Source organism: Pseudoalteromonas sp. SWYJZ12, from assembly GCF_015864395.1.
GTDB lineage: Bacteria > Pseudomonadota > Gammaproteobacteria > Enterobacterales > Alteromonadaceae > Pseudoalteromonas > Pseudoalteromonas arctica.
On sequence record NZ_JADYXH010000009.1, the window covers coordinates 58,247 to 72,153 of the forward strand.

General features: G+C 39.5%; 12 protein-coding genes. 5 read left to right on the top strand and 7 right to left on the bottom strand.

The window, feature by feature from the left end; translation table 11 throughout:
- Positions 1 to 6 precede the first annotated feature (6 nt).
- The 3 genes from I6F42_RS11950 (at position 7) to I6F42_RS11960 (ending at position 3,027) form a co-directional block, all read left to right on the top strand.
- Entirely contained in the window at positions 7 to 741 is a 735-nt protein-coding gene (locus tag I6F42_RS11950) for a spondin domain-containing protein (RefSeq protein ID WP_197152284.1), read from the top strand.
- 62 nt (positions 742 to 803) lie between these two features.
- Positions 804 to 1,529, top strand: a complete 726-nt coding sequence (locus I6F42_RS11955; RefSeq protein ID WP_007580488.1) for a response regulator transcription factor — start codon at positions 804 to 806, stop codon at positions 1,527 to 1,529.
- A gap of 10 nt (positions 1,530 to 1,539) precedes the next feature.
- Positions 1,540 to 3,027 carry a cell wall metabolism sensor histidine kinase WalK gene (locus I6F42_RS11960; protein WP_010554544.1) on the top strand — a complete coding sequence of 496 codons (1,488 nt, stop codon included), beginning with the start codon at positions 1,540 to 1,542 and terminating at the stop codon, positions 3,025 to 3,027.
- A 42-nt stretch (positions 3,028 to 3,069) separates the two neighbouring features.
- Here the strand turns inward: I6F42_RS11960 and I6F42_RS11965 are convergent, their stop codons facing one another.
- On the bottom strand, positions 3,070 to 5,244 hold the full coding sequence (locus tag I6F42_RS11965; RefSeq protein WP_010554543.1) for a S9 family peptidase: 2,175 nt from the start codon (positions 5,242 to 5,244) through the stop codon (positions 3,070 to 3,072).
- Positions 5,245 to 5,435: 191 nt separating this feature from the next.
- Here I6F42_RS11965 and I6F42_RS11970 point away from each other — a divergent pair, with 191 nt between their 5' ends.
- Complete coding sequence (locus I6F42_RS11970) at positions 5,436 to 5,906, top strand: DUF2721 domain-containing protein (RefSeq protein WP_010554542.1); 471 nt, start codon at positions 5,436 to 5,438, stop codon at positions 5,904 to 5,906.
- A gap of 90 nt (positions 5,907 to 5,996) precedes the next feature.
- On the top strand, positions 5,997 to 6,449 hold the full coding sequence (locus I6F42_RS11975) for a cytochrome c (protein ID WP_010554541.1): 453 nt from the start codon (positions 5,997 to 5,999) through the stop codon (positions 6,447 to 6,449).
- Between the two features lie 90 nt (positions 6,450 to 6,539).
- Here I6F42_RS11975 and I6F42_RS11980 read toward each other — a convergent pair whose 3' ends face one another.
- From I6F42_RS11980 to I6F42_RS12005, 6 genes are all read right to left on the bottom strand, one after another.
- Complete coding sequence (locus tag I6F42_RS11980; RefSeq protein ID WP_010554540.1) at positions 6,540 to 9,662, bottom strand: efflux RND transporter permease subunit; 3,123 nt, start codon at positions 9,660 to 9,662, stop codon at positions 6,540 to 6,542.
- A gap of 12 nt (positions 9,663 to 9,674) precedes the next feature.
- Positions 9,675 to 10,853, bottom strand: a complete 1,179-nt coding sequence (locus tag I6F42_RS11985) for an efflux RND transporter periplasmic adaptor subunit (RefSeq protein WP_197152287.1) — start codon at positions 10,851 to 10,853, stop codon at positions 9,675 to 9,677.
- A gap of 219 nt (positions 10,854 to 11,072) precedes the next feature.
- Positions 11,073 to 11,861: a PhzF family phenazine biosynthesis protein gene (locus I6F42_RS11990; protein WP_010554539.1), complete on the bottom strand. Its 789-nt coding sequence runs from the start codon at positions 11,859 to 11,861 to the stop codon at positions 11,073 to 11,075.
- Between the two features lie 19 nt (positions 11,862 to 11,880).
- Positions 11,881 to 12,354 (bottom strand): pilin, encoded by a 474-nt coding sequence (locus I6F42_RS11995; RefSeq protein WP_010554538.1) that lies wholly within the window; start codon positions 12,352 to 12,354, stop codon positions 11,881 to 11,883.
- Positions 12,351 to 13,175 carry a hypothetical protein gene (locus tag I6F42_RS12000; RefSeq protein ID WP_010554537.1) on the bottom strand — a complete coding sequence of 275 codons (825 nt, stop codon included), beginning with the start codon at positions 13,173 to 13,175 and terminating at the stop codon, positions 12,351 to 12,353. Before I6F42_RS12000 ends, I6F42_RS11995 begins: the two co-directional genes overlap by 4 nt.
- 70 nt (positions 13,176 to 13,245) lie before the next feature.
- Positions 13,246 to 13,860, bottom strand: a complete 615-nt coding sequence (locus tag I6F42_RS12005; RefSeq protein ID WP_033012533.1) for a PQ-loop repeat-containing protein — start codon at positions 13,858 to 13,860, stop codon at positions 13,246 to 13,248.
- Between the last annotated feature and the right edge of the window lie 47 nt (positions 13,861 to 13,907).

The following is a 13,907-nucleotide window of genomic DNA, read 5'->3' on the forward strand; positions in this document are numbered from 1 at the left end:
ATGATTATGTCATCTGCTAACAACCTTAAAAAAAGTCTACTAGTGCTTGCACTTGCAACCACACTAGCAGCGTGTAGCGATAATGATAACGACCCAGTGATTGAAGAGCCGGTCGTTGTTGAGCCAATTGTTGTAGAACCTGTGATCAGTGAGTTTACTGTTACTTTTAGTAACTTAACTGCAGGACAGCCTTTGTCACCACTCTCTGTCATTGCTTTTGAAAATGAAGCACCTTGGTCATTCGGCACAACAGCTTCTGTTGGTTTAGAAATGCTTGCAGAAAGCGGTGCAAATGAAGAATACCTCAGCTACGAAAGTGCACTTGCTGCAGTTTCAGCTGAAGGCGCTATTGGCCCTGGTGAAACCACCACAGTAATCATTACTGTTGAAGAGCAAGAAACGCTTAATTTGTCATTTGCTGCCATGCTTGGGAATACAAATGATGCTTTTACCGGTCTTAGTTCTTTAGATGTATCAACATTAGAAGTTGGCGGCTCGTTATCACGCACTACGACAGCTTATGATGCGGGTACGGAAGCAAATACAGAAACAGCTGAAACTGTGCCAGGTCCTGCCGCTAGCGGTGAAGGGTTTAACGAAATACGTGACGATACAGCCGATATAATAACGATGCATCCAGGCATTGTTTCAAATCAAGATGGATTATCTACATCAGCACTTGGTGTTGAACATAAGTTTGATAACCCAGTATCGAAAATAGTAATTACGCGCACGCAGTAACGTTCCAGCTTGTAATGGGGAAGTAAGGGAGCATGGATGCCCCCCTTTTTACGAGGTAATACATGCGTCACGAAAAAATATTAGTAGTAGAAGATGACAGAGAAATAGGTAAGTTAATTACCACGCAGCTAACGTCGCTTAACTTACATGTTGATCATGTTGTAAGCGCAGAACTTGCCTTAAAAAAAATAGCTAAGCATCCCTACGGACTTATTTTACTCGATATAAACTTACCCCAAATGGATGGTTTGAGCTTATGCCGAAAAATAAAAGAGCATTACCCTACTACCTCCGTTATTTTACTCACCGCGCTTAGTAGCGATATGGACAGAGTTATTGGCCTTGAAATGGGCGCCGACGATTATATTTGTAAACCCTTTTTTGCACGCGAATTACAAGCCAGAGTAAAAACCCAATTACGCCACAGAGCACAACTACTCGCTAGCCAAAATAACGACAACTCCCCCGTTGATAGCGAACAAACACTAAATGTAGGCTCACTCAATATAGAATTTAGTTCGCACCAAGTGTATTTAGGCAAGCAAGCCCTTAACCTTACCGCCACCGAATTTGATTTACTCGTTTACTTTGCACGCCATCCTAATCATGTTTTTAGCCGCCAGCAGTTACTCGATAAAGTATGGGGTTACCAACACAGTGGGTACGAGCATACGGTTAATTCACATATAAACCGCTTACGTGCCAAGCTAGAAGAACACCAACAAGCGCCTATCATCGAAACAGTTTGGGGTGTTGGTTACAAACTAAACCCTAGCCAACTCAATTAAGACACCTATTATGAAATTATCTTTGTATCAAAAATTAGCTATATCGCTAGTCGTGATTTTTTGTTTTATTTGCGCCCTAGTTTACGGCTGGAGCAAGCAATTAGAACTGACTTCAAAACACCACGCCGAACAAAATCTGCACTTAGCGTTAGCGGAACATTTAGTACAAGATAACCCACTAATAAAAGAAGGGGTTTACGACTATAAAGCGCTTGAAAACCTCTTCCATACCTTAATGTTATTAGGTCCTGCGTTTGAATTTTATTTTGTAGACGAAACCGGAAAAATTCTTACTTACTCAGCAAAGCCGGGTAAAGTTAAACGCACGCATATTAGTTTAACGCCTTTAAAAAGGCTGATTAACGACCCAAGCGCTGCACCTATTTATGGTGATAATCCTCGTAATAAAGAGCAACAAAAAATATTTTCAGCCGCGCCAGTATTTAATCAAGATAAGCTACAAGGTTATTTATATGTAATTATTGGTGGTGAGGCTTACGATACCTCACTAAGCACTGTAAAAAATAATGATAAGTTATGGCTAGCTGCTTTATGGCTTGGCTCTGCACTCGCATTTTTATTTATTGCGATGCTAATTTTACTACGTTTTTTTACCAACCCAATTCAGCGCTTAGCACGCGATGTTAGTAATATTGAAGCCGCTAACTACAGCCTTACCGACACCAAGCTAAGTAACTATTCAACGCAAAAAAGTAACGAAGTGCATAGTTTAGGGCGAAGTATTCAAGCCATGCTAACGCGTATTAATGAGCAGTTTAAAGCGCTTGAACAAGGCGATAAACAACGCAAAGAGTTGCTAACTCATCTATCGCACGACCTACGTACACCACTTGCTTCACTGCAGGGGTTTTTAGAAGTATTAAATCAGTCGGGCGAGCAGCTAAGTAAACAAGAGCAGCAAGAATACTTGCAGGTATCGCTTAATAATTGTGGGCAATTAAAGCTACTCATAGAGCAAATATTTGAGCTTGCTCACTTAGAAAATGGCGAAATAAGTATAAATAAAGAAACCTTTAATTTAGGTGAACTCATTTACGATTGCATGGCAAAATTTAGTTTAGCCGTTGACAAAAAAGGCATTAGTTTGTCGGTAGAACCTGCGATTTGTGATTTTCCTGTGGTTGCCGATATAGCTAAATTAGAGCGCGTGTTAAGCAACTTAATTGATAACGCAATTAGGCATACCCCTCGTGGCGGCAGCATTGCAGTACATGTAAAACGCAGTGACGATAATCAACTATTTGTGCATGTATCAGACACGGGCGTAGGCATAAAAGAAGATGAGCTGAATGCTATTTTTGATCCGCACTACCAAGCAAGTAATTCTAATAAAGAAGGGCGCCAGCAAGGTGGTTTAGGATTGGCTATTTGCAGAGGGTTATTAAAACTGATGGATAGCGAAATTTACGTACAAAGTGAAATTGGTAAAGGCACTATGTTTAGCTTTAACTTGCCACAAAAAAAGGTGCTTTCTTAAAAAGCACCTTACATTTTTGTTTATTTTAAATATATAAATTAATTACTTTTTAATACCCGCTAAATCAAGCATAAATGCATAGTTTAGCGCGGTATCTTCTAAGCGCTTAAAGCGACCCGATGCACCACCGTGCCCTGCTTCCATATCTATTTTAAACAGTAACTTATTGTCATCAGTTTTATAGTCACGCAGCTTAGCAACCCATTTTGCAGGTTCAAAGTATTGAACTTGTGAATCGTGCAAGCCAGTCGTTACTAACATATTAGGATATGCTTGCTTAGATACTTGGTCGTATGGCGAGTAAGACAGCATGTAATCGTAATACGCTTTTTCGTTCGGATTACCCCATTCGCCGTATTCATTTGTTGTAAGCGGAATACTCGCATCAAGCATCGTTGTTACTACATCTACAAACGGTACCGCAGCAACCATGCCTTTATAAAGCTCAGGCGCTTGGTTTGCTACTGCGCCCATTAATAAGCCACCAGCACTGCCACCTAACGCAAATATTTCATCTTTTGCACCATACTTTTGAGAAACCAGTGCTTTAGTTACGTCAACAAAGTCGTTAAATGTATTCTTTTTAGTGAGTAGCTTACCGTCTTCGTACCAAGGACGACCTAGCATTTGCGATCCACGTACATGGGCAATTGCAAATACAAAGCCACGGTCTAACAAGCTCAAACGTGAGCTTGAGAACGTTGGATCCATGGTAGCGCCATAAGAACCGTAACCATATTGCAGTAGCGGGTTAGTGCCATCTTTTTTAAACGCATCTTTACGGTAAACTAAGCTTACCGGTACTTTTATGCCATCACGTGCTGTTACAAAAATACGCTCTGACGCGTAATTGTCAGCATCAAAATCACCTAACACAACCTGTTGCTTAAGAAGCGTTTTATCGCCAGTCGCTAAATCTACATCGTACGATGAGCTTGGAGTGGTCATGCTTGTGTAGTAAACACGTAACGTGCTGCTATCTATATCGTTATTGCCATAAGTACCAATTGTATAAGCGCTATCGTTAAAGCTCAGTGGTAACTCTTTACCTGTTTTTAAATCACGCGCAATCAACTTTGATTGGCCCATTTCACGTTCTTGGTAAACTAAGTAGTTATTAAATAAATCAATGCCTTCGAGTTTAATATCATCGCGCGCAGGGATCACACTTTGCCAATTAGCCTTGTCGCCTGCTTTATCAATATCAACTTTCATCAGCTGAAAATTTACAGCATTTAAGTTAGTTACAATGTAGTAAGTATTCCCTAGCTTCGAAATATCATATTCAAGCCCTGCTTCGCGCTCAATTAAGCGTTTAGGCATTGCCTTAGTATCATCAGCACTTAATACAGATACGCCTGATGCAGCCGTGCTGCTGTGCCAAATATAAATCTCTGACTCATCTTTGCTTTTACTCATACCCATGTAGTAACTGGTATCAGTTTCTTCGTAAATTAGCTCATCATCAGCTTGCGATGTACCTAATGTATGACGATACACTTGGTAACCTAGTAGAGTTTGTAAATCTTTTTTAATGTAGTAAACCGTTTTATTATCGTTTGCCCACACAATGCCACCGTTGGTGCCTTCAAGTGTGTCTTCGAGTAATTTACCGGTAGTTAAATCTTTTATTTTTACGCTATAAATACGACGGCTAACAGTATCTTCGCCATAAGCCATTAAATTGCCATTAGGGCTTACATCTAAACCACTTACTGCATAATAATCATGGCCTTTAGCAAGCTCATTTACATCTAAAATAACTTGCTGATCGGTACCTGCAAAATCGCTGCTGCGTAAGTAAGTAGTGTACTCGTTATCGCCACGTGTTTGTGTTGAGTAAAAATAATCACCGTTTTTTACTGGGACTGAATCATCGTCTTTTTGAATACGCCCTTTTAGCTCTTCAAACAACTCACTTTGCAGCGCTTTAGTATGTGCAAGCATTGCATCAGTGTATGTATTTTCAGCTTCTAAGTAGTTAATTACCTCAGGTGCTTTACGTTCATCATCACGCAGCCAATAGTAATTATCTATACGTGTGTCACCATGAATAGTCATTTCATGTGGCACTTTTTTAGCAACAGGGGCTACAGCTTGGGCTACTTGAACCGCTTTAACTTGTGTATTACTTTTTTTGGTTTCTTCAGGGGCTTGATTACAGCCACTTAAAATAGCGAGCGATAGTGCTGCGAGTGCGAATGGAGTACGTTTCATCAGTCAAAGTCCTTGTTGTATTTTTATTTTTTATTAAGTAATTAAATATACCTAAAAATAACCTATGTTGTGATTTAGTTTGTGAAGCTATGTAAAGTAAATCAACGTAATTCCTCTTTTCTTAATAAGCCTACATCAGGTACTCTGTAGATATATAAATCACTTTTAAGCTCAACTGATTAAGGGTAGTAATGAATAGCGAAGTAATTAACATTTTAACTATGGCAAAAGTAATTCAAACGGCCGTTGCTCCCGTATTTTTAATCACAGGTATAGCAGCAACTTTAGGTGTTTTATCTAATCGCTTAGCACGAATTACCGACAGAGCGCGCTTATTGGAGCGAAGATTAAAAATAAATACAGATGACGATTTTAATAAGTCGCTAGCAACAGAACTCCGCGCTTTATTAAAAAGATCTCGATGTATACATATTGCTTTTAGTTTAAGTGTATTAAGTGCCTTACTTGTATGTGCTGTGGTTATGTTTTTATTCTTGTCGCACATTCAATCAATTAACTTAAGCGTGACCATTGCTTGTTGTTTTGTAGCTGCCATGGCGTTACTCATTTGTGCATTTATTTCGTTATTAGGTGAAGTATTTTTAGCAACGCGCAGCATGCGACGAGGCATGATATTTGCCGATATAGGCATTAATGATTAACTTTTCATTAAATCCGTCGTATTCGCTTGAATAAAAATGACGTTGCATACAAGATATTAAATTAGGAATAATACTCAACAGGGGCAAACTATGAAATTAAAAAAAATATTAGCAGGTGTAGCATTAGCTACATGTGCATTTAGCGTATCGGCAAATTCTGCATTTAAAGAACCAAGTGACGCGATTGAATACCGCCAAGCTGCGTTTTCGATGATCTCAGTTCAAATTAGCGACATGGGTGCAATGCTTAAAGGCAAAGTACCTTTTGATGCAGAGCAATTTCAAAAGCGTGCTAACAATGCCGCTGCTTTATCAAAAATGCCATGGGAAGCATTTTACGAAGGGACAGATAAAGGCGATACAGCTGCACTTGCTGCTGTTTGGGCCGAAAATGCAACCTTTGTTGAAAAAGCGAATGCTTTTGCAGCAAATGCAGATAAGCTAGCGTTAGCTGCTCAATCGGGCGATAAAGCCGTAATTGGTAAAGCTTTTGGCGCATGGGCTAAAGGCTGTAAAGATTGCCATAAGCAATTTAAAGATTAATTATTGTTGTAGCCAGTTTAACAACAATAAATAGATAATAAAAAAGCACTGAGCGTTAATAACGGTCAGTGCTTTTTTTATGTTTTTTATCTACGAGACTTTCACAGCTCGGCTTTTAAACGGGCGCTTAAACACAGCACCAATATCACCTAAAATAATATATAGGCATGGCACTAATATAAGCGTTATTAACGTTGCAAACATAACAGCAAAGCCAAGTGCTACTGCCATAGGTATTACAAACTTAGCCTGCAGGCTTGTTTCAAACATAATAGGTAATACACCAGCAAAGGTTGTTATAGACGTTAATAGTATTGCTCTAAAGCGGGCACAACCGGCTTCTATTACTGCATTTTTAACGCTAACACCTTCGCGGCGAACTTGGTTTACATAATCGGTCATTACAAGTGAGTCATTAATCACAACCCCTGCTGCGGCAATTAAGCCAAAGCCCGACATTAAGCTCATATCTAAATCAAACCAATAATGACCCCAAATAGCCCCGGTTAAACTAAACGGAATAACCGACATTACAATAAGCGGTTGTGAATAGCTTTTAAGCGGCACAGCTAGCAGTATGTATACTAAAATCATTCCGCCAATAAAAAACATTATTTGCTCATTAGCTTGAGCTTGCTGCTCTTCTATTGCGCCACCAAGCTCTGATTTAACACTTGGGAATTCTTCTATTAGCTGTGGCAGTAGATTTTCTTTTACTTGCTTAACCACTTCGCCTGGCTCAATTTGCTCTTCATCAATATTGCCATAAACATACACGGTACGGTAACCACCTTCGCGGCGTATATAGCTAATACCTGGCGTTTCTGTTAGCTCTACTACATCACCAAGAAGTACTTCTCGCCCCTGTGGGGTAGTAACAACGGTGTGCTTAAGCGATGAAAATGCCTCACGAGTCAGCTTAGGGTAACGTACCATTACGCGTACTTCTTCGCCGTTTCGGATTACACGCTGTGCCTCGCCACCATAAAAACTAGCACCCACTTGATTTGCAATACCGGCTAAATCTAAGCCTAAATCGTAAGCAACAGGTTTAAGGCTCATTTGCACTTCTTTGCTCGCAGGATCTATGGTTGAGCTAATATCAAACAACCCTTTTTGCTGTTGAAGTAATTGAATAAAACGACGACCCGCTTGATTTAAAGTATCTATGTCTGAGCCATACAGTAAATAGCCAAACTCGCCGCCGCCATTACCACCGCCGCCGCCAACATCGTCTTGAATAGTTAACGACTTAATACCAGCAATAGTCGGCATAGCCTCACGCCACCGTCGAGAAAGCTCAAATGCATTGTATGGACGTGAATCTTCGTCAACTAATGGAGCTAGTAACTGCGACTCGGTTCTGCCTTGATTAAATACCAATACATCACGAATAATTTTTTGACCAAATTCACGTTCAGTCTCTTCATCGACTCTAAGTACCATAGCTTCTATTTCACGAATAGCAGCAATGGTTTGTAAGTCAGAAACGTTGTCGTTCATTTCTACTTGAATTTGTGGAAAGTCGTGCGGCACTTTAGGAGTTGGAACTGTACGTACTTTATTAGACGTAATAAGTGCAATACTGATTATAAACATTGCAATAAAAGCAAACAAAACAGTCCAGCGCCAATCAACACACTTAGCAATAAAACGTTTGTATGGGCCATTTACGAAACCAAAAAAGCGTGTATTGAAGCGATCGCGCCAACCACCCTTTTTAATCGGCGAAAAGTGCGTATGAGCAATGTGAGCTGGCAGTATCAGCTTTGATTCAATCAAACTAAATACTAAACACAGCATTACTACAACGGCTATACCATAAAAGAAGGCACTTTCTGGCCCGCTCGACATTGTGAATGGTGCAAATACAGCAATTGTTGTTAATACACCAAAGGTTGCAGGGGTCGCGACTCGGTTAGCGCCACGCACAACATTTTCTACACCACCGCCGCTTTTTTCAACTTCGGTGTAGGCAGCTTCCCCTATCACTATGGCATCATCCACCACTATGCCGAGCACCATTATAAAAGCGAATAACGAAATAATATTAATGCTAATGCCAAATAGTGGCATCATCATCATGGCCCCTAAAAAACAAACAGGTAAGCCAATCATTACCCAAAGCGCTAGTTTAAAACGCAAGAATAACGACAACATAATTGCCACCAAAATGGCACCTTGAAACAGGTTAGCTTTCATCATATCAAGGCGAGCATTTAGGTAGTAGGTCATATCCATTAATGGCTCTAATCGAATACCTGGCGGTAGCTGCTTATTTTTTTGATCAATAAACGCTTTAACCGAATCAGCAACGGGAATCATGTTTTGCTCTTGCGTTGCTTTTACCGATAAATACACCGCGTTTTCGCCATTAAACTTAAAGTAGCGCTCACCTTCGGTAAATTGATCTTTAATAACTGCAATATCTTGCAGTAAAACTTTAGCGCCATACTCGCCAATTTTTACCGGAATTTGTCTAAACTCTTCACCCGAGTAAAACTGATTCTCGACGCGAACAGAAATAACACCGGCGTCTGTTTTTAGCTGCCCCGCCGAAAAGTTAGCTGAGTAACGGCGTACCGCATTCATCACATCACTAAGGGTTAGATTATATTGGCGCAGCGTATCGGGCTCTATTTCAATTGCTATTTCATCAAGAGGAACATCGTTTACCACTAACGACACGTTAGATAACTGTAGTAACTCATCTTCTATTTGGTTTGCTATAGGCTTAAGCTCTGTAAGTGGTAAGTCAGCAACGAGCGTCATACCTATTACGTCTTGCCTAAACTCAACCTGACTTATGGTGACCGGTTCCATACCCGCCGGAAAAGTCGCAATACCATCAACACGCAACTTTACTTTATCAAGCACATCGGTAAGTTTTGCATCGGTGTTTATTTCCAGACTGGCTGTACCGCCATTTCTAAATGCGCGATACACGCCTTTTTTAATTTCGGTTATATCTTTAAGTGACTCTTCAACTTTTATAAGAATACTTTCTTCTATTTCCTGAGGAGAGGCACCTGGGTAATTAGCCTCAATATTAATGTAGTTAATCTCTACATTAGGAAACATTTGACGCTGAATCGTAAAGTAACTTATAGCCCCCATAATAATGATAAAAAACATCATTAAATTAGCGGCTACTGAATTATTAGCAAAGTAGGCAATTAGCCCTGTTTGTTTTTGTTGTATTGACTCGCTCATAACTATTACACCCTACAGCTGTTGCGTGTTTGAAGTGCTCGTTTCTGAGCTTTCAAGTTTTGCAGCTACACCTGCAATTTTAACCTGCATTCCTTTTTGCGGGTATTCAGGTAAAGTAATAACGAGTTTATCATCGGCATTTAAACCGCTGCTAATATAAAAATACTCACCCTCTTCACGAATAACCGTTACCTTACGTGGCTCTAGTTCTTGATTTTCGTTTACTACCCACACAGTTTGGTTGTTAACCAAAGCTTGCGGTAAACGGTAAATATTATTAAGCATTGCACCTGCAAAATTTACCTGTACGTAGCTACCAAACTTAATGGCTGGTTGTATGTTTTTAAGACCGTATGGGTCTTCTATACGCACTACTAAACTGCTCATACGCGTAGCGTTATCAACAATCCCTAGGTCGCGGTCAATTACACCTTCTCGGGTAAAGCTGTTTAGGCCTTTTTGAATAATCGTTGCGGTAATACCTTTAATACGCTCTGGCAAAAAAACGCTATCGAACCCTGCGATAGGAATAATCACTTCAGCAGTTTCAATATTATTGAGCTCAGCAACTTGCGAACCCATAGTGACAAACTGACCAACACCTACATTTCGGCTAATAACCAATGCATCATAAGGGGCTGTTACTTCACAATTATCTAAGTCACGTTGTGCACGTTTTAATGCAGCTTGCGCCGACTTTACAGATGCCTGTGCACTTAACACTTGAGGCTTACGTAAAAATAAGTCGGTACGCGCTTTACTTGGAAAACGCTTTGCTTCATCTGCGGCTACTTGAGCTTGGGCCTGTTCTTCAATTAAGCCTGCTTGGGCACGAGCAATTTCTGCCTCTGCAACAAGTACTGCTGCTTCGTAGTTGTCTTTTTCGATAGTGAATAACGTTTCACCGCGAGCAACGATGCCGCCGGCTACAAAATTAGGATGCCAACTTAACACTTCACCCGACACCTGCGCCGAAAGCTGTGTACTTTCAAGAGGCTTTACTTCACCGTAGCTATTAATAATAACTTGATGATCGTTTGCAGCCACTGGCTCAACTTGCACTGTTGGACGAGTATCAATTACTTCTTTTTTTTCTGGCTCTTGTGCAATGGCATTTATTCCCATAAAGCCAACAACACCAACAACTAGCGCTACAAATGGAAAAACCCATCTAAGTGAATTTGTTTGCATATCCTATTATCCTCAAAATTCTATTAACGTCATAATACCAGAGCCATATGAAACATTAAGGTGACATTTGTAAGCAACTGTTACAAGTGCGTATATTAATAGATAAAATAAAGGAAGTAGCTTAAGAAAACGACTAGTATAATAATAAAAAACAAGCAGTTGGTATGATTTTGAAATGAATAATTAAACCTTGTTCCTTGTCAAATATAAAGCTCCTAATTAAATATAAATAGTGCCTTTTAAATACCTTACAGCATGCCCCGTTAAGGTGACGGTTGTATCACCCACTTCACATAGTAAATACCCGCCTCTGCTTGAAGCCTGATAAGCAGTTAACGTAGTTTTACCCAATTGCTGCGCCCAGTAAGGTGCCAAACCAGTATGAATAGAGCCTGTTACATAATCTTCGTCGCCACCGCTTGCAGGCCAAAAATAACGAGATATAAAATCATATTCAGCACTTGCAGCAGTGGCCACTACATCAAGTGGATAAAGCGTTTTTAAAAGCTCTGAGCTAGTTTTTAATTCAAGTATTTGATCGGCGTTTTCATAAATAACAAAGTAGGCTTGTCGATTTTTAAGCACTTTACTCGGTTGTATAGACAGGCCATCAAGCAGTTGCTGCGGCACATTTTGCACTTCAACCGGTGCTTGTTTTGGAAAGGTCATTGCAAAGCTGCCATCAGCGTTTTTATTAACGATTAGCTCGCCCACCGCATCAGCAATAAAGCGAATTTGCGATATGTTATGCTCTTCACTTAAAACATAGGCAGCCGCAAGTGTGGCGTGACCACAAAAATCGATTTCCATTAACGGCGAAAACCAGCGAATAACAAAACTTCCATCGTCTTGCAGGCAGGTAAAAGCAGTTTCAGATACGTTATTCTCAGCGCCAATCTTTAGCATTAAATCGTCACTTAACCACGATTCTAGTGGGATCACTGCCGCATAATTACCTTTAAATAACTCATTCGTAAACGCATCAATTTGATGAATAGCTAATTGCACTTTAATCCCCTAAACTATTTTATATACACGCTGAAGGTAAAATTTCTTTTGGTACTGTTGTTTTATTTTCGCCAACCGCTTGCATGCCAGTTACCGGTTCGTCAAACCCACATAACCACGCAATCGGGCTTGTAGGGCTTCCCGTTACAACTGCGGGTCTGAATGTTAAAACTGTATTTTGCAAAAGCTGTGAAGCTTTATTACCCAAACTAATATGAATAGCACCATTATCAACTGTAATACCCGTTACCCGATTACCAATCAAAAATTTACTTGCAGGTACACCTGCTTGTTCATTACTTGCTGGAAAACGCCTGTTTTCAAGATAATAAACCGTAACGTCTTCTCTAATGGCAGCAGCCATTGCAAGCGGGTCAACAAGTTCTGCTCGTTGTATATACTTACTGTATTGAGGTAGCGCAACCGCAGCTAAAATACCAATAATGGACACCACCACCATCAACTCTATTAACGTAAATCCTTTTGTTCTCATAGCACTTCTCCTAGCATAAATAGTGGTTGATAAGCCGCTTTCACAAATAAGCAAATAGACACAACAATAACCAAACCATAAACAATAACGAGCTTACTTATAAAGCTTTTAATATGTGTATTAAGTAACTTTAGCTGCAGCTTTAGTAGCGCTTTAAATTCTTCTTGGGTTTCTAAACCTAGCAGCTCGCATTGAGCTAAGTGCTCGGTTTGGGGTGTAGAAGCTTTAACACCTTCTTTATGATTACTTGGAAATAATAGCGTGGTAATTAAAGAGTTATGCTCATTAATTAATTGACGAGGAATAAGAAATTTAAATAAACCCGAAAAAGGCTTTAGCTCTGTGAGAGCACTTACATTTTTTAGCTTTAAAATAACGGTAAAAATAACACTCAGCAATAAAACGAGTAAAATAATTGGTACATACCAGTACGTAAAATAATCATCAAATACATGATTTAAAGAAACTGTATGCTTGCTATATATCTCTACAAAAGTAGGCACAACAAAAGACTGATACAACAAAGAGGATAAAACATAAATAACAAATACAATGGTTAAGTAACTAAGCCAGCCCTTGTGCTCAAACTTAAATTCGTTAACTAATTCCGGTAAACATTGATAATACGTAGCTTGCTTTTGCGATGTTGCCTCATCTTGAGATGCAATTTGCGTCGCCAGATTATGCGCTAATTTACTATGCGACCCGCTATTGGCATGCATATTTAAATGGGGCGGTGTACTCAGCTCATCTTTTTGCTCTGTACTTAGTGTTTTAGAGCTATTAACACGGCAAATATAGCCAAACTGATTCCAATTCATACTTTATCCTTTTATTAGATAAAGTAATTTGCCATAAATTAGGCTAAATAGGAACTTAAGTAGCTTGTTTTTAAGCCATTACAGGCCGCATTCTATAATATTGCATACAACCAAATTGCACAGCATTGGTAAGCAGCAGCATAATAAACATAAGTAGGTGCGCCGTGCTTGGAGCCGCTGTTGTAAGCTCAACAACTAAGCCGCAAATACCAGCAATAAACTGCAAGCTAAAGTAGCGCGCGCTTAAATTACTTACATTACCCGTACGCAATGTTTTATAAGTTTGTGGCATAACACGTACCGAACTCATCACAAGGCCAACATACGTTAAAGCGCTTAATACCGTTGCAGTATCGAGGCTTGAATTCAAAAGTAGTGAAAAAGGCAGTAACGAAAAACCTAGCATAGTAAACAACTGTACCCGTTCTCGTTTAGCTGCGTTATAACGTGCAAAAAAATACAAAATAAGTCCGCTTAACGCACCGGTTACAATAAATGGTAACGCAATATAAAAACGCTCAAAATAAATATTGTAGGTTATAAAATAAAGGCTTTGTGCTAACCCAAACGTCATCATCAATAGTGATAAACCTGAAACACTACGATTTTTTCGAATTTTGTTTAGTAATGGTAAAAAACTAAAAACCAGAATAAATGAAGACAATATAGGCAAATAATGCGCCAAAGCAACCTCGATCGTTATATAAATGTTAATTAAACACGGAAATAAAA